This window comes from Kitasatospora sp. NPDC088548 (genome assembly GCF_044753005.1).
Classification (GTDB): Bacteria; Actinomycetota; Actinomycetes; order Streptomycetales; family Streptomycetaceae; genus Kitasatospora.
In genome coordinates, this window is record NZ_JBIVMI010000029.1 from 25204 (window position 1) to 45090 (window position 19887).

The 19887-nt window shown below is 72.9% G+C and carries 21 protein-coding genes; 16 read left to right on the top strand and 5 right to left on the bottom strand.

Annotated features, from left to right (window positions below):
- Nucleotides 1-92 precede the first annotated feature (92 nt).
- Nucleotides 93-647, bottom strand: coding sequence for a methylated-DNA--[protein]-cysteine S-methyltransferase (locus tag ACIP82_RS30030; protein ID WP_363609179.1), 555 nt, complete (start codon nucleotides 645-647; stop codon nucleotides 93-95).
- Nucleotides 644-2164, bottom strand: coding sequence for a DNA-3-methyladenine glycosylase 2 family protein (locus ACIP82_RS30035; protein ID WP_400657948.1), 1521 nt, complete (start codon nucleotides 2162-2164; stop codon nucleotides 644-646). The genes ACIP82_RS30030 and ACIP82_RS30035 overlap by 4 nt, the downstream gene beginning before the upstream one ends.
- Nucleotides 2165-2454: 290 nt before the next feature.
- Between ACIP82_RS30035 and ACIP82_RS30040 the strand changes: the two genes are divergently transcribed.
- A complete protein-coding gene (locus ACIP82_RS30040; protein ID WP_400657950.1) occupies nucleotides 2455-2910 on the top strand; it encodes an ASCH domain-containing protein in 456 nt (151 codons plus the stop codon).
- A 150-nt stretch (nucleotides 2911-3060) separates the two neighbouring features.
- Here ACIP82_RS30040 and rsgA read toward each other — a convergent pair whose 3' ends face one another.
- Nucleotides 3061-4185 carry a ribosome small subunit-dependent GTPase A gene (rsgA, locus tag ACIP82_RS30045; RefSeq protein WP_400657953.1) on the bottom strand — a complete coding sequence of 375 codons (1125 nt, stop codon included), beginning with the start codon at nucleotides 4183-4185 and terminating at the stop codon, nucleotides 3061-3063.
- Nucleotides 4186-4489: 304 nt separating this feature from the next.
- The gene (locus ACIP82_RS30050) at nucleotides 4490-5554 is read right to left on the bottom strand and encodes a cytochrome c oxidase assembly protein (RefSeq protein ID WP_400657955.1); all 1065 of its coding nucleotides are present in this window, start codon (nucleotides 5552-5554) and stop codon (nucleotides 4490-4492) included.
- Between the two features lie 363 nt (nucleotides 5555-5917).
- On the opposite strand from ACIP82_RS30050, the gene ACIP82_RS30055 reads away from it, so the two are divergent.
- A complete protein-coding gene (locus tag ACIP82_RS30055) occupies nucleotides 5918-7336 on the top strand; it encodes an FtsW/RodA/SpoVE family cell cycle protein (protein ID WP_400657957.1) in 1419 nt (472 codons plus the stop codon).
- 13 nt (nucleotides 7337-7349) lie between these two features.
- On the opposite strand, the gene ACIP82_RS30060 is transcribed toward ACIP82_RS30055, so the two are convergent.
- Nucleotides 7350-8645, bottom strand: coding sequence for a YihY/virulence factor BrkB family protein (locus ACIP82_RS30060; protein ID WP_363609191.1), 1296 nt, complete (start codon nucleotides 8643-8645; stop codon nucleotides 7350-7352).
- A gap of 189 nt (nucleotides 8646-8834) precedes the next feature.
- Between ACIP82_RS30060 and ACIP82_RS30065 the strand changes: the two genes are divergently transcribed.
- The 14 genes from ACIP82_RS30065 to ACIP82_RS30130 all read left to right on the top strand — a co-directional run bounded on the left by ACIP82_RS30065 (nucleotide 8835) and on the right by ACIP82_RS30130 (nucleotide 19855).
- Entirely contained in the window at nucleotides 8835-8918 is an 84-nt protein-coding gene (locus tag ACIP82_RS30065; RefSeq protein ID WP_310593185.1) for a putative leader peptide, read from the top strand.
- A 198-nt stretch (nucleotides 8919-9116) separates the two neighbouring features.
- Entirely contained in the window at nucleotides 9117-10841 is a 1725-nt protein-coding gene (locus tag ACIP82_RS30070; RefSeq protein WP_363609193.1) for a nitrite/sulfite reductase, read from the top strand.
- Nucleotides 10842-10875: 34 nt separating this feature from the next.
- Nucleotides 10876-11055, top strand: coding sequence for a hypothetical protein (locus ACIP82_RS30075; protein WP_363609195.1), 180 nt, complete (start codon nucleotides 10876-10878; stop codon nucleotides 11053-11055).
- On the top strand, nucleotides 11036-11737 hold the full coding sequence (locus ACIP82_RS30080) for a phosphoadenylyl-sulfate reductase (protein WP_400657960.1): 702 nt from the start codon (nucleotides 11036-11038) through the stop codon (nucleotides 11735-11737). Before ACIP82_RS30075 ends, ACIP82_RS30080 begins: the two co-directional genes overlap by 20 nt.
- Nucleotides 11738-11769: 32 nt before the next feature.
- Nucleotides 11770-12393 (top strand): adenylyl-sulfate kinase, encoded by a 624-nt coding sequence (gene cysC, locus ACIP82_RS30085; protein ID WP_400657962.1) that lies wholly within the window; start codon nucleotides 11770-11772, stop codon nucleotides 12391-12393.
- Nucleotides 12390-13337: a sulfate adenylyltransferase subunit CysD gene (gene cysD, locus ACIP82_RS30090; protein WP_363609199.1), complete on the top strand. Its 948-nt coding sequence runs from the start codon at nucleotides 12390-12392 to the stop codon at nucleotides 13335-13337. The genes cysC and cysD overlap by 4 nt, the downstream gene beginning before the upstream one ends.
- 2 nt (nucleotides 13338-13339) lie before the next feature.
- Nucleotides 13340-14656 (top strand): sulfate adenylyltransferase subunit 1, encoded by a 1317-nt coding sequence (locus tag ACIP82_RS30095; protein WP_400657966.1) that lies wholly within the window; start codon nucleotides 13340-13342, stop codon nucleotides 14654-14656.
- A gap of 383 nt (nucleotides 14657-15039) precedes the next feature.
- Complete coding sequence (locus ACIP82_RS30100; protein ID WP_400657967.1) at nucleotides 15040-16101, top strand: aliphatic sulfonate ABC transporter substrate-binding protein; 1062 nt, start codon at nucleotides 15040-15042, stop codon at nucleotides 16099-16101.
- Nucleotides 16102-16294: 193 nt separating this feature from the next.
- Nucleotides 16295-17125 (top strand): ABC transporter ATP-binding protein, encoded by an 831-nt coding sequence (locus tag ACIP82_RS30105; RefSeq protein WP_400657969.1) that lies wholly within the window; start codon nucleotides 16295-16297, stop codon nucleotides 17123-17125.
- Nucleotides 17112-18014 (top strand): ABC transporter permease, encoded by a 903-nt coding sequence (locus ACIP82_RS30110; RefSeq protein ID WP_363609205.1) that lies wholly within the window; start codon nucleotides 17112-17114, stop codon nucleotides 18012-18014. The genes ACIP82_RS30105 and ACIP82_RS30110 overlap by 14 nt, the downstream gene beginning before the upstream one ends.
- Nucleotides 18015-18025: 11 nt before the next feature.
- The gene (locus tag ACIP82_RS30115; protein ID WP_400657972.1) at nucleotides 18026-18817 is read left to right on the top strand and encodes a sirohydrochlorin chelatase; all 792 of its coding nucleotides are present in this window, start codon (nucleotides 18026-18028) and stop codon (nucleotides 18815-18817) included.
- A 41-nt stretch (nucleotides 18818-18858) separates the two neighbouring features.
- Nucleotides 18859-19080, top strand: coding sequence for a hypothetical protein (locus ACIP82_RS30120; protein WP_400657974.1), 222 nt, complete (start codon nucleotides 18859-18861; stop codon nucleotides 19078-19080).
- A gap of 296 nt (nucleotides 19081-19376) precedes the next feature.
- Nucleotides 19377-19664, top strand: coding sequence for a helix-turn-helix domain-containing protein (locus ACIP82_RS30125; protein WP_400657975.1), 288 nt, complete (start codon nucleotides 19377-19379; stop codon nucleotides 19662-19664).
- Complete coding sequence (locus tag ACIP82_RS30130; protein ID WP_400657976.1) at nucleotides 19646-19855, top strand: DUF397 domain-containing protein; 210 nt, start codon at nucleotides 19646-19648, stop codon at nucleotides 19853-19855. Before ACIP82_RS30125 ends, ACIP82_RS30130 begins: the two co-directional genes overlap by 19 nt.
- Nucleotides 19856-19887: the final 32 nt, after the last annotated feature.

Here is a 19887-nt window from a genome sequence, read left to right on the forward strand (position 1 = left end):
GATCGAGCCCTGGACGGACGGCGATCCTGCGGCTGCCGCACCGGGTCAACACCCCGGAGACGAGGCGGCACGTCGGCGGCCCGGTCGTACCGTCAGAACAGCACCCCGTGCTCCGGCTCACCGTTGCCGGGCTGACCGTTGCCCGGCGCGCCGCTCTCCAGCTGGAGCAGCCAGCGCTTGTTCTCCACCCCGGCGGCGAAGCCGGTGAGGGTGCCGTTGGCGCCGATGACGCGGTGGCAGGGGCGGACGACGAGCAGCGGGTTGGCGCCGACCGCGCCGCCGACGGCGCGCACGGCCCGGGGTGAGAGGCCCGCCGCCTCGGCGAGCTGGCCGTAGGTGACCGTCTCGCCGTAGGGGATGTCGTCGAGGGCGTCCCAGATCCGGCGGCGGAACTCGGTGCCGACGGGGGCGAGCGGCAGGTCGAAGGTGGTGCGCTCGCCGGCGAAGTAGGCGGTGAGCTGTTCGACGGCCCGGGCGAGGGCGTCCGGGTCGTGGACCCAGTCGTCGGCGGGTTCGGCGAGCGCGTACTTCTGCCCGGGGGCGGTGACGGTGGCCAACGCGGCCGGTCCGCCGTCCTCCGGCCGGACCCCGCTCAGCAGCAGGGGCCCGAACGGGCTGTCCATGGTGGTGAAGACGGTGGTGCTCATGCGCGGGTGTTCTCCGTTCCAGTGCTGATGTCGCTCGCGGCGCCCGCCCAGAGCCGGTGCACGGCGTACGAGCGCCAGGGTGCCCAGGCCTCGGCGGCGCGGGCGGCGGACTTCGGGTCGCCGGGGGCGCCGAGCCGGGTGAGGCCGTGGCGGATGCCGACGTCACTCGGCAGGAAGACGTCGGGGTCGGCGAGGGCCCGCATCCGCAGATAGCCGACGGTCCACGGGCCGATGCCGGGCAGGGCGAGCAGCTGGGCCGCCGCCTCCGCGCGGTCCACGCCGCCGTCGAGCCGGACGGCGCCCTCGGCGAGGGCCGCGCAGAGGCCGGTGAGCGCCCGGCGGCGGGCGGCGGGCATCGCGAAGTCCTCGGGGTCGGCCACCGCCAGGGCGCCGGCGGTCGGGAAGAGCAGCCGCAGTCCGCCGTCGGGTTCGGGCAGCTCGGTGCCGTACTTCCCGGCGAGCCGGCCGGCCAGGGTGCGGGCCGCGCCGACGGTGATCTGCTGGCCGAGCACGGCGCGGACGGCCAGCTCGTGCGGGTCCACATGGCCGGGCGAGCGCAGGCCGGGGCGGGCCCGGACCAGCGCGCCGAGCACCGGGTCGGTGCCGAGCTGCTCGTCCACCGCGTCCGGGTCGGCGTCCAGGTCGAACAGGATCCGCAGGCGCTGCACGGCGGTCGGCAGGTCACGGAGGTCGGCGAGGAAGAGCCGGCAGTCCAGCCAGCCGCGGGTGCGCGGGTGGTCGGCCGCGAGGCCGTCCACCTCGGCGATGCCGTGGCCGTACGGGAGCGCGAGAGTGCGGCGATAGGTGCGGACGCCGGGCCGGGCGCCGGGGACGACCTCCTCCACGCCGGGGACGGCACGCAGGGCGAGGAAGTCGATCAGGTGGTCGCTGTCGATCGCCCCGCGGTAGGCGAGGCGCAGGGTCAGGCCGCCGGCCGGGGTCGCGGTGCGCCGCCCGGCGGTCACCTCGGCGCGCAGCCCGCTGGGCGTGCGGTCGTAGACCTCGCGGACGGTGTCGTTGAACTGCCGCACCGAGGCGAAGCCGGCCGCGAAGGCGATCTCGGTGACGGGCAGCTCGGTGGTCTGGAGCAGCAGCCGGGCGGTCTGGGCCCGGCGGGCGCGGGCCAGGGCGATCGGCCCGGCGCCGAGTTCGGCGCTGAGCTGGCGCTGGAGCTGGCGGGAGCTGTAGCCGAGGCGCTGGGCGAGGCCGGCGACGCCTTCCCGGTCCACGATGCCGTCGCCGATCAGCCGCATCGCGCGGCCGACCAGGTCGGCCCGGTGGTTCCACTCCGGCGAGCCGGGCACCGAGTCGGGGCGGCAGCGGCGGCAGGCGCGGAAGCCGGCGCCCTGGGCGGCGGCGGCGCTGGGGTAGAAGGTGCAGTTGGCGCGTTTGGGGGTCACGGCGGGGCAGCTCGGTCGGCAGTAGATGCCGGTCGAGGTGACGGCCGTGAAGAAGACGCCGTCGAAGCGGGCGTCCCGGCTGTCCACGGCTCGGTACCGGATGTCGTCGTCGATCACGCTCTCCAGTCTGCGGCACCGGAGGCCCCTCGACTGGCGGGAATCGGACATGGGCGTCGCGGACCCGGACCGGCTGCGGACCGGCTGCAGACGGGCCGCGGGCAGGGTACGGACGGGCCGCGGGCAGGGTACGGGCGGGGCGGAAAACCACGAGCCGTGCGGGCCGGCCCGCGACTACCCTGACGGGGCCCTTCAACCCCGGCCCGGCCAGGCCCCGCCCGGCCCGAACGGTGCCCGGCCCCAGTGCCCAGTGCCCGATGGCCGATGGCCGACGCCCGACAGGAGCCCCCATGAACGCGCAGCCGTACACCGGTCCGGACGAACCCAGGGTGGCCGCCCTGGACGTGGAGAAGTTCGCCTTCCCCGGGCCGCTGCGCGACCGGTTGGTCGCGGCGATCCTGAGCGGCGCCAAGACCAGCACCACCGGGCTGCTCGCCGAGTACGAGCACGAGGGCGAGCCGCTGCGGCAGGCGGGCGCGCACGGGGCGGTGATCGATTCGGACGGGCGGCCGGTGGCCGTGATCGAGCTCACCGACGTCCGGGTCGTCGCGCTGGCCGGGGTCGGTCTGCGGCACGCCGTGGACGAGGGCGAGGGCTACACCACGGTCGCCGACTGGCGGGCCGGCCACGAGCGCTTCTGGCACAGCCCCGAACTGCGGGCCGCCCTGGACGACCCGGACTTCGCCGTGGACGACACCACGCCCGTCGTGCTGGAGCGCTTCCGCGTGGTGGCCGACCTGCGCTGACCCGTGCCGCAGGCGCAGGCCCGGGTGGGCCTGCGCCGCAGGGGGCCGGGCAGGCCGCCGACGGGCCGACCCGCCCCTGCTGGTGGCGCCTGGCCGCCCGGCACCCCGCCGCAGGGGGCCGGGTGATCGCGAACGGCTGCCCGGCCGGCCTCACCTCTTCACGGGACCTCCCGCGGCCCGCACCGACTTGGAGATGGCCTTCCACTTCTTCAGCCGGGCGGAGGCCAGCCGGGCGTCCGAGCGGGAGGCGATCCACTCGTTCTCGCGCTGGAGCTTGAGATAGCTGTCCATCCGGCGCTGCGGCAGGGTGCCGTCCTCCAGCGCGGCCCGCACCGCGCAGCCGGGCTCGGTGTGGTGGCCGCAGTCGTGGAAGCGGCACTCCTCGGCCAGCTCCGCGATGTCGGCGAAGGCCATCGCCACCCCCTCGCCGCCATAGAGGCCGACCTCACGCAGGCCGGGCGTGTCGATCAGTACCCCGCCGCCGGGCAGCGGGATCAGCTCGCGGGTGGTCGTGGTGTGACGGCCCTTCTGGTCGGCCGCGCGGGCCTGCTGGACGGCCATCACCTCGGCGCCGGCCAGCACATTGGTCAAGGTGGACTTGCCCACGCCGGACTGGCCGATCAGCGCGGTGGTGCCGGGCGTGCAGGCGCGCAGCACGTCCACCCCCTCGCCGGTCCCGGCGCTGACGGTCAGCACCGTCACACCGGGCGCGATGCCCTCGACGTCGGCGCGGATGAAATCGGCGTCGTCGACCAGGTCGGCCTTGGTGAGCACGACCAGCGGCTCGGCGCCGGACTCCCAGGCCAGGGCGAGGAAGCGCTCGATCCGGCCGAGGTCCGGTTCGGCGGCGAGCGAGGCGGCGATCAGGACGGTGTCCACGTTGGCGGCCAGCACCTGGCCGTCGGACCGCTTGCCGGCGACCTTGCGGATGATCGCGGTGGAGCGCGGCAGCAGCGCGGCGACGGTGGGCATCGGCGCGGCCGCCAGGTCCACCGCCGCCCAGTCGCCGGTGCAGGGGCAGTTGATCATGTCGGCGTCGCCGACCGGCCGGGTGTCGGCCCGGACGGTGCGCAGCTCACCCGTCCCGGGATCGGTCAGCACGGCGTCGCACTGGCCGCGGTCGACCCGGACGATCCGGGCAGGGGTCAGCCCGGCCTCGGCGAGCGGCGCGAAGAGCTCGTCGAGCGCGGACGTCCAGCCGTAGCCGGACAGCGGGGTGCCGGAGGAGTCGGAGAAGTCGGAGAAGGTGACGGATTCGGAGGCAGCGTTGAACAACGCAGTGGGCCCTTCGGGAGGAACGTGATCCCGGCGGGCTGCGGCTGCGTGAGACGAGGAGTCGGGCGTCTCGGGTGCGTCAGCCGGCGGCCGGGAGGGGGAGGTGGTCTATGCGAGCGCTGCCCAGGGCAGCCGTGACGGCAGTGACAGCCACGAGGCTCACCTCCTGTTTCTCTCCTTGGGCCGCGACAACGGCCCCGAATCGGACTGGTCACACCGTAGCCAACGCCTCCGAGGCCGCCAACCGATTTTTGACCTGCGGTTTTCGACGGCCGCCGCACCGGCGCGGCCGCCCGGACAAGCCCTACGACGGACCGCCGAAACGGTGCCGCAGGCCGGGGTCGTCCAGCCACCAGGGCCGCATGCCCTGCTCCTCCTCGGCCGGCCCGCCCGCCGCCTTCGCCTCGGCGGCCGCCGCCTCGAAGCGGGCGTCCAGCGCCGCGTCCACCGCGGCGTTCTCCTCCCGCCCCTGCACGATCATGCGGCGGACCAGCGCGACCAGGAACGGCAGCCCGACCAGGTCCCCGAGCACCCAGAGCACGTTGCCGCCCCAGGTCTGGTCCTGTGCCGGGCTCGGCCCCCACGGCCGGCCGAGCGCCTCGTAGTAGTGCCCGGCGACCAGATGGCCGCCGTAGATCAGCACCAGGCCGAGCGCCGCGTCGAAGATCACCTCGGCGAAGGTGATGAACAGCCCGACCAGGTGCGGGTACTCGTGCCCGACCGGGTCGATCTGCAGTCGCGGCCAGAAGTACGCCAGGCCGAGCGCGACCAGCACGAGGTGCAGGGCGGCGTTTCCCAGCCCGCTGGCCAGCGACTCCTGGTACCAGGGGGTGAAGTAGAGCAGCCACGGCGGGGCCATCAGCAGCGCGGTCGACACGGCCGGGAACATCAGCACCTTGGACGGGCGGCCGCGCAGCGCCCGCAGGATCCGCTCCCGGCGGGCCGGGGGCGAGGAGCGCACCAGCAGCGAGACCGGTGCCCCCAGCGCCAGCAGCAGCGGGACCAGCATCAGCAGCAGCACCACCTGCACGGCCCGGTCGGTGAACAGCACCCGCTCGTACACCCCGAGGCCGGAACAGGTGGCCCAGACCCAGAGCAGCAGCCCGCCGAGGAAGGCCGCGGCCCGGGTCGGCTGCCAGCCCTCACCCGACACCGCGCCCGTACCGGCGCCGGCACCCGCACCCGCACCCGCACCCGCACCCGCACGCGTGACGGTCCGCACCGCGTACAGGTACCAGCCGCCGAGCAGCACCGCGAGGGTGAGCACCAGCGGCTCGGCCGTCCACGAGGTCACCAGGTCGGCCCACTGCCAGGGCGGCGGTCCGTGGTAGCCGATCGCCTGTACCGAGCCGTCCATCCGTCCGTTCACCCCGTCCTCGCTCCACCGCGACCGCGCCGCCGTCACCGCCCGCCGTCAGCGCACGGCCGTCAACCCGCGGCCGTCAACCCGCGGCCGTCACCCGGGCGGGCGACGGCGCCCGGCCATGATGGCCGATCCCGAGTGGATCACCACCGCCAGGGTCCCCCGGACGGGCGAATCCCGGCGCAGGCCCACGGCCACCCACGGCCACCCGGCTCCCAACCGATGACCCAGGGCTACGGCCCGGAACCGGGCCCGCAGGACCGGCCCACCGGGGCCGGCCCCGAAAACCGCAACCGCCCGGCCACCGCCTTCGTCTGGGAGGATGCACCGCGGCATTCCGGCCACGGGGGTGGACAAGGGGACAACAGGGTGCGAAGCAGTGCACGCGGCGAGGGCCGCCGGCTGGCCGCGCGCCACCGCAACATCGAGCTCGGCCTGCTGGCCCTCGCGGTGGTGGTCTGTCTCGCCGGACACGTCGACGCCGACCTGGCGATGACCGGGAAGCTGCCGCCCGGCCTGCTGGTGCACGGCGGCGGCCTGGGTCTGCTGGTCCTGGCCGCCCATCTGGCGGTCCGCCGGTTCGCCCCGTACGCGGACCCGCTGATCCTGCCGCTCGCGGTGCTGCTGAACGGGCTCGGGCTGCTGCTGCTCGACCGGCTCGACAAGTCGTACGCGGCCGTGCACGCGGCCAAGGGCGACTACCAGAAGCTGCCGACCGCGCCGTCCCAGCTGACCTGGGTGGTGATCGCGGTGGTGGCGGCCGTCGCGCTGATCGTGACGATCCGGCACCACCGGTTCTTCCAGCGCTACGTCTACCTGATCATGGCGGGCGCGCTGGTCCTGCTGGCCGCTCCCGCGTTCTTCCCGGGCGACAGCTTCGGGGCCAAGCGCTGGATCCGGGTGGCCGGGCTCTCGTTCGAGCCGGACGAGTTCGTCAAGGTCGCCATCACCGTCTTCTTCGCCGGCTATCTGATGGCCTCCCGGGACGCGCTGGCGCTGGCCGGCCGCAAGGTCTGGGGACTGACCCTGCCGCGCGGCCGGCACGCCGGGCCGGTGCTGGCGATCTGGGTGGCCAGCCTGCTGGTGCTGGTCTTCGAGCGCGACCTCGGCACCTCGCTGATCTTCTTCGGTGTCTTCGTGGTGATGCTGTACGTGGCGACCGAGCGCACCAGCTGGATGGTGCTCGGCCTGCTGATGGCCGTCGGGGGCGCGGCCGTGGTCGGCACCCTGGAGCCGCATGTGCACGGCCGGGTGGAGGCCTGGCTGCACCCGCTGGACATCTACCTGCCGGTCCACGACAAGGCGCTGGTCTCCGACCAGCCCGCCGAGGCGCTGTTCAGCCTGGCCACCGGACATCTGACCGGGACGGGGCTCGGCGAGGGCCGGCCCTGGCTGATCGGCTTCGCCGGACGCAGCGACTTCATCTTCACCACCATCGGCGAGGAGCTGGGCCTGACCGGGGTGACGGCGGTGCTGCTGGTCTACGGGCTGCTGGTGCAGCGCGGGCTGCGGACGGCGGTCGGGCTCTCCGACCCGTTCGGCAAGCTGCTGGCGACCGGGCTGTCCGCGGCGCTGGCGCTCCAGGTGTTCGTGGTGGTGGGCGGGGTCAGCGGGCTGATCCCGCTGACCGGCAAGGCGCTGCCGTTCCTGGCGGCCGGCGGCTCGTCGATGGTGGCGAACTGGCTGATGATCGCCCTGCTGGTCAAGCTGAGCGACTCGGCCGGCCGGACCGCCCTGGAGCCGCCACCGGTGTCGAACCTGGTGACGGCGGCGGTGCCGGCGGTCTAACGGCCCGACCGCGCTACCGCTGCTCCCACGGCGGCCGGGGCGGATAGCTGGGCAGGGTGCGGTCGGGCGGCGGCGCGGTGGGCCGGTCGCTGTCCGGCGGGGGCGGGGTGGGCCGGTGGTGCGGTCCGCCGCGCGCGGTGATCCGGCCGCGGACGTTGTCGGCGGCCAGCACGTCGGCCCAGCGCTCGGGGTACTCGGAGGGCACGTCGACGTCGTCGCCCTCGTCCTCGTAGTACTCCTCCTCGGCGCCCTCGGCGAGGCCGAGTTCACGGGCCCGGCGGGCCCGCTCGACGGCGCGGCGGGCGGCGACCTCGCGGACCACCGCGGCGGCGGCCTCCTCGTTGGCGCGCTCGTTCTCGGCGCGGGCGTCGGCGGTCTCCAGGGTGGGCCAGCGCCGGTCTATGGCGGCGTTCATGGCGGCGCCGATGAGCACCGCGAGCGCGACCACGAAGATCCACAGCAGCACGGCCACCGGCGCGGCCAGCGAGCCGTACACCGACGGGCCCTCGACCGAGCTGACCAGGTAGAGGCGCAGGGCCACGCTGCAGAACACCAGGACGACCAGGGCCACCAGCGCACCAGGGATGTCCTCCCGCCAGGGCGTGGAGACCGGCACGGCGAGGTGGTAGAGCGTGGTGAGGAAGACGATCAGCAGCAGGATGGCGAACGGCCAGTAGGCGGCGTTGACCAGTGTCGCGATGTCGGGGACGGCGTTCAGCACCAGCCCCGGGCCGGCCAGCAGCAGCGGCAGCACCAGGGAGCCTATGACCAGGGCGCCGAGATAGAGGCCGAGCGACATCAGCCGGGTCTTGACGATGCCGCGCTTGCCGTCGAGCCCGTACATCACGGTGATGGTGTCGATGAAGATGTACAGCGCCCGGGAGCCGGACCAGAGCGAGAGCAGGAAGCCGATCGAGATCAGGTCTGGCCTGGTGTGGTCGAAGACGTCGTTCAGCAGGGGGACCACGACCTGCTTGATCGACGAGTCCGACAGGACCGTCCCGGCCGCCTTGACGATGTCCTGCTTCAGCCTGTCGATGGTGCCCGCGCCGAGGAACTCGTCCAGGTAGCCGAGGGTGCCGGCGAGGCAGAGCAGCAGGGGCGGGATCGAGAGCAGGGTGAAGAACGCCGCCTCGGCCGCCAGGCCGGTGACCCGGTACTCGACACAGGTGTTGGTGGTGTCCTTGACCAGCCCCCAGGCCGTACTGCGCCAGGTGGCCTGCTTCCTGACCCCTCGCCGGGAGCCCTTGCCCCGACGACGGGAGGGCCGCTCGGGGTTCGGTCTCGTCGTTTCGCCTGCTGGTTGCACAGGGCTAACGGTATCGGGCCGGAACCGGTCCGTTGATCTCCGTGTCGCGGTACCGGCGCGAGGGCCCGTGCCGGGGGCGGAATCCGACGAGCGGCGGGAACGCTCCGGCATCTCGGCATACGAAACCTTTACGTCCATTATACGGACGTTAGTGGACCGCGAGTCGTGCTCCGTGCGAATCTCTTGTCCATGCCTAGCGCCGGAACCACCCTAGTTGGTCGACTCCACGTCGATCTCCTTCGCGTGTCCAGCGCCATCTGTCCGGTGACCTGAGCCTTACCCCGCCGCCACCCACCGCCCCCGGCGCCACCTCTCGCCATCCCCGCCGAAGCGGATGCGCAGGCGCCCGCCCGGCCACGGCCACTGCTCCCCCGGTCCTGAGAAACCCGCAGGTCACAGCAGCAGCGCACGGCCGAGCACGCCCAGCGACCCACCCGGCGTCAGAGCCACCTGCCTCCGAAGGACTTCACCATGGCCACCACTCCCGAGACCGCCGAGCCCACGGCCGACAGCGCCGGCGCGCGCCGCCCCGCGGCGGCTCGCAAGGTGACCCGCCACCGCGGCGAGGGCCAGTGGGGCATGGGCCACTTCACGCCGCTGAACGCCAACGAACAGTTCAAAAAGGACGACGACGGTCTCAACGTACGGACACGTATTGAGACGATCTACGCGAAGCGCGGCTTCGACTCGATCGACCCCGCCGATCTGCGCGGCCGGATGCGCTGGTGGGGTCTCTACACCCAGCGCAAGGAGGGCATCGACGGCGGCAAGACCGCGATCCTGGACCCGCACGAGCTCGACGCCGAGTACTTCATGCTCCGCGTCCGCATCGACGGCGGCCGGCTCACCGTCGCCCAGCTGAAGGCGATCGCCGAGGTCTCCGAGCAGTACGGCCGCAACACCGCCGACCTGACCGACCGGCAGAACATCCAGTACCACTGGATCAGGATCGAGGACGTCCCCGCGATCTGGCAGAAGCTGGAGGCCGTCGGCCTCTCCACCACCGAGGCCTGCGGCGACACCCCGCGCGTCATCCTCGGCTCCCCGGTGGCCGGCATCGCCGAGAACGAGATCATCGACGGCACCTCCGCCATCGAGGAGATCCAGCGCCGTTTCATCGGCAACCCGGACTTCTCCAACCTGCCGCGCAAGTTCAAGTCCGCCGTCTCCGGCTCCCCGCTGCTGGACGTCGCGCACGAGATCAACGACGTCGCCTTCGTCGGCGTCGTCCACCCCGAGCACGGCCCCGGCTTCGACCTCTGGGTCGGCGGCGGGCTCTCCACCAACCCCAAGCTCGGCGTACGCCTGGGCGCCTGGGTCCCGCTGGACGAGGTCGCGGACGTCTACGGCGGCGTCATCGGCATCTTCCGCGACTACGGCTACCGCCGGCTGCGCAACCGCGCCCGGCTGAAGTTCCTGGTCGCCGACTGGGGCGTGGAGAAGTTCCGCCAGGTCCTGGAGGACGAGTACCTCAAGTACCGGCTCGTCGACGGCCCGGCGCCGAGCGAACCCAGCGGCCGCTGGCGCGACCACGTCGGCGTGCACCGGCAGCAGGACGGCCGCTACTACGTCGGCTTCGCGCCGCGCGTCGGCCGGGTCGACGGCCGACTGCTCGGCCGGATCGCCGACCTCGCCGCCGAGCACGGCAGCGACCGGCTGCGCACCACCGCCGAGCAGAAGATGATCGTCCTCGACATCGCCGAGGACCGGGTCGAGTCGCTGGTGGCCGGTCTGGAGGCGCTGGACCTGCGGGTCACCCCGTCGCCGTTCCGCCGCGGCACCATGGCCTGCACCGGCATCGAGTACTGCAAGCTCGCCATCGTCGAGACCAAGGAGCGCGGCCGCACGCTCATCGACGAGCTGGAGAAGCGCCTGCCGGACTTCGAGGAGCCGCTGACCATCAACATCAACGGCTGCCCCAACGCCTGCGCCCGCATCCAGGTCGCCGACATCGGCCTCAAGGGCCAGCTGGTCACCGACGAGAACGGCGAGCAGGTCGAGGGCTACCAGGTGCACCTGGGCGGCGCGCTGGGCCTGGAGGCCGGCTTCGGCCGCAAGGTCCGCGGGCTCAAGGTCACCAAGGACGGCCTGCCCGACTACGTCGAGCGCGTTCTGACCCGCTACCAGGCCGACCGCGCCGAGGGCGAGCGCTTCGCCCAGTGGGCGGCCCGGGCCGGCGAGGAGCAGCTCTCGTGAACGAGCGAAGCGGACGAGCCGGCGAGGTGGGCGCATGAGTGAGCGAGCGGCACCGTTCTTCTGCCCGTACTGCGGCGACGAGGACCTGCGGCCCTCCGAGGCCGGGCACGGCGCCTGGGAGTGCCACGCCTGCCGCCGGGCCTTCCAGCTGAAGTTCCTCGGCCTGCTGTCGACGACCAACGGGGGTGGGCCGCATGACCGGCACGACGCCTGACCACGAGGCGCTCACCGTCCGGGCCGCCCGCGAGCTGGAGGAGGCGACCCCGCAGGAGATCCTGGCCTGGGCCGCCGACACCTTCGGCAAGCGGTTCTGCGTCACCTCCTCCATGGAGGACGCGGTCGTGGCCCACCTCGCCTCCTCGGTCCTCCCCGGCGTGGACGTGGTGTTCCTCGACACCGGCTACCACTTCCCGGAGACCATCGGCACCCGGGACGCGGTGGCGGCGGTGATGCCGGTCAACGTCATCACCCTCAAGCCGCTGCAGACCGTGGCCGAGCAGGACGCCCGGTACGGGCCCGCCCTGCACGACCGCGACCCCGACCTGTGCTGCGCGCTGCGGAAGGTCGAGCCGCTCAACCGCGGCCTCGGCGGCTACGACGCCTGGGCCACCGGGCTGCGCCGCGACGAGTCGCCCAGCCGGGCGAACACCCCCGTGGTCGCCTGGGACGCCAAGCGCCGCAAGGTCAAGCTCGCCCCGATCGCCCGCTGGACGCAGGAGGACGTGGACGCCTACGTCAACGCCAACGGCGTCCTGCTCAACCCGCTGCTGTGGGAGGGCTACACGTCCGTCGGCTGCGCGCCGCTGTCCTGCACCCGCAAGCCCGCCGAGGGCGAGGACGCCCGGGCCGGCCGCTGGTCGGGATCCGGCAAGACCGAGTGCGGCATTCACCTCTGATCCACCGTCAACACCCCTATGGAGACTTCACCGTGACGACAGCCCCTGTGTCCATCAGCGGCTCCGCCGCGGGCCCGGCCGCCGACGGAGCCGCAGGGACGGCCCGCGCGGCCGCCCCCCGCGAGCGCGGCGCCACCGTGTGGCTGACCGGGCTGCCGAGCGCCGGCAAGACCACGCTCGCCTTCGCCCTGGCCGAGCGGCTGCGCGCCGAGGGCCACCGGGTCGAGGTCCTGGACGGCGACGAGATCCGCGAGTTCCTCTCCAAGGGCCTCGGTTTCACCCGCGAGGACCGCCACACCAACGTCACCCGGATCGGCTTCGTGGCCGAGAAGCTCGCCGCCCACGGCGTCAAGGTGCTCGCCCCGGTCATCGCCCCGTACGCGGACTCCCGCACCGCCGTCCGCGAGCGGCACGCCGCGGCCGGCACCGAGTTCCTGGAGATCCACGTCGCCACCCCGGTGGAACTCTGCGCCGAGCGCGATGTCAAGGGGCTGTACGCGAAGCAGGCGGCCGGCGAGATCTCCGGCCTGACCGGTGTCGACGACCCGTACGAGGCCCCGGAGAACCCGGAGTTGCGCCTCCAGACCCAGGGCCGCGAGGTGGCCGACTCCGCCGCCGAGCTGCACGCCTTCCTGACCGAGAGGGGCCTCGCATGACCACCGCGACCGACAGCCCGGTCCACACCGACGACGGTTCGAAGAACCCCTTCGCGCTGTCCCACCTGGACGCGCTGGAAGCGGAGTCGGTGCACATCTTCCGCGAGGTCGCGGGGGAGTTCGAGCGCCCGGTGATCCTCTTCTCGGGCGGCAAGGACTCCATCGTCATGCTGCACCTGGCGCTGAAGGCGTTCCGGCCGGCCGCGATCCCGTTCTCGCTGCTGCACGTCGACACCGGCCACAACTTCCCCGAGGTGATCGCCTACCGCGACCGCGTCGCGGCCCGGCACTCCCTGCGCCTGCACGTCGCCCACGTCCAGGACTTCATCGACGACGGCCGTCTGCGCGAGCGCCCCGACGGCACCCGCAACCCGCTCCAGACCGTCCCGCTGCTCGACGCCATCGAGTCCCACAAGTTCGACGCCGTCTTCGGCGGCGGCCGCCGCGACGAGGAGAAGGCCCGCGCCAAGGAGCGCGTCTTCTCCCTGCGCGACGAGTTCGGCGCCTGGGACCCGCGCCGCCAGCGCCCCGAGCTCTGGTCGCTCTACAACGGCCGCCACGCGCCCGGCGAGCACGTCCGCGTCTTCCCGCTCTCCAACTGGACCGAGCTGGACGTCTGGCAGTACATCGAGCGCGAGAACATCGAACTCCCCGAGATCTACTACGCCCACGAGCGCGACGTCTTCTCCCGTTCCGGCATGTGGCTCACCGCCGGCGACTGGGGCGGCCCCAAGGACCACGAACCCGTCGAGCGGCGCCTGATCCGCTACCGCACCGTCGGCGACATGTCCTGCACCGGAGCCGTCGACTCCGACGCCGTCACCATCGCCGACGTCATCGCCGAGATTGCCGCCAGCCGCCTCACCGAACGCGGCGCCACCCGCGCCGACGACAAGCTCTCCGAGGCAGCGATGGAAGACCGCAAGCGCGAGGGGTACTTCTAACCATGACCACCGCAACCGCCACCGCCCTGCTGCGCTTCGCCACCGCGGGATCGGTCGACGACGGCAAGTCCACCCTGGTCGGCCGACTGCTGCACGACTCCAAGTCCGTGCTGGCCGACCAGCTGGAGGCCGTCGAGCGCGCCTCCCTGAGCCGCGGCCAGGACGCGCCCGACCTCGCGCTGCTCACCGACGGCCTGCGCGCCGAGCGCGAGCAGGGCATCACCATCGACGTCGCCTACCGCTACTTCGCCACCCCCCGGCGGCGGTTCATCCTCGCCGACACCCCCGGGCACGTGCAGTACACCCGGAACATGGTGACCGGAGCCTCCACCGCCGAACTCGCGGTCGTGCTGGTCGACGCCCGCAACGGCGTGGTCGAGCAGACCCGCCGGCACGCCGCCGTCGCGGCGCTGCTGCGGGTGCCGCACGTCGTGCTGGCCGTCAACAAGATGGACCTCGTCGACTACGCGGAGCCCGTCTTCGCCCGCATCGCCGAGGAGTTCACCGTCTACGCCGCCTCGCTGGGCGTCAAGGACGTGGTCGCCGTCCCGATCTCCGCGCTCACCGGGGACAACGTGGTCGAGCCGTCCGCCCACATGGACTGGTACGGCGGCCCGACCCTGCTGGAGCACCTGGAGACGGTGCCCGTCGGCAGCGACCCGAGCGCCGAACCGGTCCGATTCCCGGTCCAGTACGTGATCCGCCCGCAGACCGAGGAGCACCCCGACTACCGCGGCTACGCCGGGCAGTTGGCCTCCGGTGTGCTGCGGGTCGGCGACGCGGTGACGGTGCTGCCCTCGGGCCACACCACCACCGTCGCGGGCATCGACGCGCTCGGCACCGAGACCGACGTCGCCTGGGCCCCCCAGTCGGTCACCGTCCGGCTCGCCGACGACATCGACATCTCGCGCGGCGACCTGATCGCGGCCGGCCCGGCCCCGGTGCCCACCAAGGACATCGAGGCCACCGTCAGCCACCTCAGCGAGCGCCCGCTGCGCGCCGGCGACAAGGTGCTGCTCAAGCACACCACCCGCACCGTCCGGGCGCTGGTCAAGGACATCACCTACCGCATCGACATCGACACGCTCGAACGGCGCTCCGGCGCCGAGGGGCTGAACGTCAACGACCTCGGCCACGTGGTGCTCCGCACCGCCGAGCCGCTGGCCCTCGACGCCTACTCCGACAACCGCCGGACCGGCTCGTTCCTGCTGATCGACCCGGCCGACGGCACCACCCTCACCGCCGGCATGGCGGGCGAGGCGTTCGACACCGTACGCACCGACGCACCCGACGCATCCAACGAGGAGGACTGGGTCTGATGCCCAGCGAGGCGTTCTCGGGCATGGACAAGGAAGGCGGCCGCATCGGCAGCGGCGTCCTCGGCAGTGGCCAGGGCGGCCTGACGCGATGTGCGGGCCGACAGGGCTGACTGGCAGCCCTGTCACCGGGCCCCGCCGCCGCTGTCCCGCCCCACAGCCGGTACAGCGACGAGGGCCCGGCTTGCCCGGCATCCCGATGCCGCAAGCACCACTGCCCGATTTCCGCCCCGAGACCGCCTCCTGACGGTCCGTCCGTGAACAGGACTCCGCCCATGGCACCGAACCAGGCACTCCCGCACAGCCCCCTTCCCCATAGGCCCGCACGCCCGGCCGCCGGTCGGATCAGACGCTCCGCCGCGGCCGCCATAGCCGGCCTCACCGCCGTGGCCCTGCTCTCGGCCTGCGGCTACGGTTCGAAGAGCGAGGACAAGAAGTCCGGCTCCGCGGCCCCCGCCGCCGGTTCCGCCTCCGGTGCGAAGCTCTCCGCCGACACGGTCAAGATCGGCTACTTCGCCAACCTGACCCACGGCACCCCGCTGGTCGGGCTCCAGGAGGGCATCTTCCAGAAGGAGCTGGGCGCCACCCAGATCAAGACCCAGGTCTTCAACGCCGGCCCGTCCGAGATCGAGGCGCTCAACGCCGGCTCCATCGACATCGGCTGGATCGGCCCCTCCCCCGCGATCAACGGCTACACCCAGTCCAACGGCGAGTCGCTGAAGATCATCGGCGGTTCGGCCTCCGGCGGCGTCAAGCTGGTGGTCAACCCCGACAAGATCTCCTCCCTGGACGACCTCAAGGGCAAGAAGATCGCCACCCCGCAGGCGGGCAACACCCAGGACGTGGCGCTGCTCAACTACCTGGCCGGCAAGGGCTACAAGGTGGACGCCAAGACCGGCGCCGGTGACGTCTCGGTGGTCCGCTCGGACAACAAGGTCACCCCGGACGCCTACAAGCAGGGCTCGATCGACGGCGCCTGGGCGCCCGAGCCCACCGCGTCCAAGCTGGTCACCCTCGGCGCGAAGGTCCTGCTCAACGAGAAGGACATCTGGCCGGACAAGAAGTTCGTGATCACCAACATCATCGTCTCGCAGAAGTTCCTCAAGGAGCACCCGGACGTGGTCGAGGCCGTGCTGCGCGGCTCGGTGAACACCAACGCCTTCATCAAGGCCAACCCGGACAAGGCCAAGGCCGACGCCAACGAGGCCATCAAGAAGGAGGCCGGCAGCGCGCTGGACGCGGCCATCCTCGACCCGGCCTGGCAGGACATCGACTTCCTGGACGACCCGCTGGCCAACACCCTCCAGGCCGAGGCCGACCACGCCGTCACCGCGGGCCTGCTCAAGAAGCCGAACCTGAACGGCATCTACGACCTCACCCTGCTCAACAAGGTGCTCGCGGCCCAGGGCCAGAGCGCCGTGGCGGACGCCGGACTCGGCACCAAGTAGCGCGGCCCGCCCCACCCGCGGCCCGGCCGCGTCACACCCGTGGCGCGCCGCCGCGCTCCAAGCTCCGCGGTCCGGACCCCGCCCGCCCGGTCGATGCCCAATCGATGCCCGCAAGCACGGGACGGGCGGGGCCGGACCCCGGCCCCGCGTCGCCAGCCTCTCCCTCCCTGCCCGCCAACGGCAGGAGGGGCCCATGACCACTCATGCAGGAGGTGCCCGGATGTCCCCGGCACTGACCACCTCGGAAGACGCCACCGGCGTCGACGCCCGCGGCGGCTCGCCCGCCGTCCGGATCTCGCACGTGCACAAGTCCTTCGGCCGCGCAGGCTCGGAGACCCCCGTCCTGGACGACATCACGCTCGATGTCGCGCCGGGAGAGTTCGTCACGCTGCTCGGAGCCTCGGGCTGCGGCAAGTCCACCCTGCTCAACCTGGTCGCCGGACTCGACAAGCCCACCGCGGGCTCGATCGAGGTGGCCGGGGGTCGCCCCGCGCTGATGTTCCAGGAGCACGCGCTGTTCCCCTGGCTCACGGCCGGCAAGAACATCGAACTGGCCCTGCGGCTCAACGGCGTGGCCCGCCACGAGCGCAAGGCCGAGGCCGAGCGGCTGCTCGAACTCGTCCGCCTCGGCGGCTCGTACGGCAAGCGCGTGCACGAGCTCTCCGGCGGCATGCGCCAGCGCGTGGCGATGGCCCGCGCGCTCGCCCAGGGCGGCTCGGTGCTGCTGATGGACGAACCGTTCGCCGCGCTCGACGCCATCACCCGGGACGTCCTGCACGACGAGATCACCCGGATCTGGGCCGAGCGGCAGCTCTCCGTCCTGTTCGTCACCCACAACGTGCGGGAGGCCGTCCGGCTCGCCCAGCGCGTGGTGCTGCTCTCCTCCCGTCCCGGCCGGGTCGCCCGTGAGTGGCGGATCGACCTGCCACAGCCGCGCCGGATCGAGTCCGCCGGCGTCGCCGACCTGTCCATCGAGATCACCGAAGAACTGCGTGGGGAGATCCGTCGCCATGGCCAGCACTGACACCACCCCGGTCCTGGACAAGGCCGCGCCCACCGACTCGGCCGACGTCGGGGCCGGCCTGGACGCGCTGGACTCCGTCACCGCGCAGCGCAGTTCGCTCGGCGAGGTGCTCCGGCAGAAGGCGCTGCCGCCGCTGCTCGGCGTGGTGCTGGTGCTCGCCCTCTGGCAGGGCGCCTACAGCCTGCACCTCACCCCCTCGTACAAGCTGCCCAGCCCGGCCGACGTCCTGGGGGCCGCAGGGGACCTCTGGACGGAAGGCACGCTGTTCTCGATCATCTGGACCAGCGTCTGGCGCGGCCTGTCCGGCTTCGTGGTCGCCGTCGTCATCGGCACCCCGATCGGCCTGGTGGTCGCCCGGGTCAAGCCGGTGCGGGCCGCCCTCGGGCCGGTGCTCTCCGGTCTGCAGTCGCTGCCGTCGGTCGCCTGGGTGCCGGCCGCCGTCATCTGGCTCGGCATCAACGACTCGATGATGTACGCGGTGATCCTGCTCGGCGCCGTCCCGTCCATCGCCAACGGGCTGGTGTCCGGCATCGACCAGGTGCCGCCGCTGTTCCTGCGGGCCGGACGGACCATCGGCGCCACCGGCCTGGCCGGGGCCAGGCACATCCTGCTGCCGGCCGCGCTGCCCGGCTACCTGGCCGGCCTCAAGCAGGGCTGGGCGTTCTCCTGGCGCTCCCTGATGGCGGCCGAACTCGTCGCCTCCTCCCCCGACCTGGGCCTGGGCCTGGGCCGGTACCTGGAGAACCAGCGGGAGTTCTCCGACATGGCCGGGGTGCTGCTCGGTATCATCCTCATCCTGTTCGTCGGGATCGCCATCGAGCTGCTGGTGTTCACCCCGATCGAGCGCCGGGTGCTGCGCAACCGCGGCCTGCTGGCCGCCGTCAAGTAAGGCCGCTCCGCATGCTCCGCAGGAACGAAGGCCGGCTGTCCGCCGCCACCGCACCGGTGGCGGCGGGCGGCCCCGCCCTGCTGCTGATCGCCCACGGCAGCCGCGACCCCCGGCACGCCGCGACGGTGGCCGCGCTGGTCGGGCAGGTCCGCGCCCTGCGGCCCGGTCTGGAGGTGGCCACCGCCTACCTGGACCACTGCGCGCCGCGCATCCCGCAGGTGGTCGCCCGCCTCACCGCCGCCGTGGCCGTGCCGCTGCTGCTCAACCGCGCCTTCCACGCCAAGCACGACATCCCCGCCGCCCTGCGCGCGGCCGGCGCCGCCCTGCCCGTGGCGGACGTGCTCGGCCCCTCGCCGCTGCTGCTCGCCGCCCTGGACCGCCGCCTCGCCGAGGCTGGGCTGGACGTCTCCTCCGCCGCCGTCCGGGCCCGCACCGGTGTCGTCCTCGCCGCCGCGGGCTCCTCCGACCCGGCCGCCGACGCCGCCACCCGGGCGGTGGCCGCCGAGTGGCGCCGCACCCGCGGCTGGGCCGCCGCCGAGGTCGCCTACGCCTCCGCCGCCGGGCCCCGCGTCCCCGACGCCGTCGCCGCCCTGCGCGCCGCGGGCGCCCGGCAGGTCGCCGTCGCGCCGTACCTGCTCGCCCCCGGCCTCCTCCCGGACCGCATCGCGACCGCCGCCGAGGACGCCGGCGCCGACCTCCTGGCCGGCGTCCTGGGCCCCGCCCCCGAGGTCGCCCGCCTCCTCCTGACCCGCTACGACGCCGCCCGCCCGGCCACCCTCGCCGCCCCGGCCCGCACCGCCTGAGCCACCCGCAGCGACGGGTACGGGGTCGGTAGCCTCGTGACATGAGTGTCGCCCACGACCGCCAACCCGAACTCCCCGACCTCATCGGGCGACTGAATGCCGGGCAGGCCGAGGAGATCCGCCGTCACACACTCCGCCCGACGGGTGAGGGCGAGACCCCGCCACGCCCCCGGCTGAGCTTCACCGGGACAGGCGTCAGCGCCAACCTCAACCTCGCCGCCGAGGCCAAGCGGATCATCCGGACGGAACTGCGCGGGGCCTAGACCACGAGCGACACCCTCGCGCGAACGGCCGAACCGGCCGAGACCCGAGGCCCCGGAGGCTGATCTTCCGGCTGGAGACAACGACCCCATCTTGGGAATCCTGCGATCCATCACCATGTTCCAACCGCCACAGGTAGCTCTGTGCTCATGAACTCTCACAATCCGTACCCACGACGGACCTTGCTGGCGTACGATCGGCCTCATCTCCTGACAGGAGACTGACGCCTTCCCAGGTTGGTGAACCATGGTGAATCGAACAACTTGATCCGTCATCAAGCCACTGGGCGCCTTTCGGCGTGCAACTTCGCAGGTCACGCGAGGCTGCGGGGCTGACGCAGGCAGAGTTGGCCAGGAAGGTCGGTTACGACCCCTCGTACGTCTCCTACACCGAACTTGCATCCCGCGAGGCGCCCAGCGAGCAGTTCGCGCGCAAGGTCGACGAAGTACTGAACACAGGCGGCACGCCGGTGCTGATGTGGTTCCAGCACAAGCACACGGCCCTGCTAGCACTGTCGAGGGCCGATTCCCTTGCCATGATCCGCGCCGTCCGGGAGGAACCATCCCCATGTCCAGCACTGACCTGACCCGCGCACACTGGATCAAGTCCAGCTACAGCAGCAACGGCGGCGCATGCGTCGAGGTCGCGCCGGGGTTCGCCGGCCTCATGCCCGTCCGCGACTCCAAGGACCCGGCCGGCCCCGCTCTGATCTTCCCGGCCGACGCCTGGCAGTCCTTCGTGGCGGCCGTCCAGGATCGCGAGTTCGGCACGGTCTGACCGTTGCCCACAGGAGTGCAGAACGGCCCGGC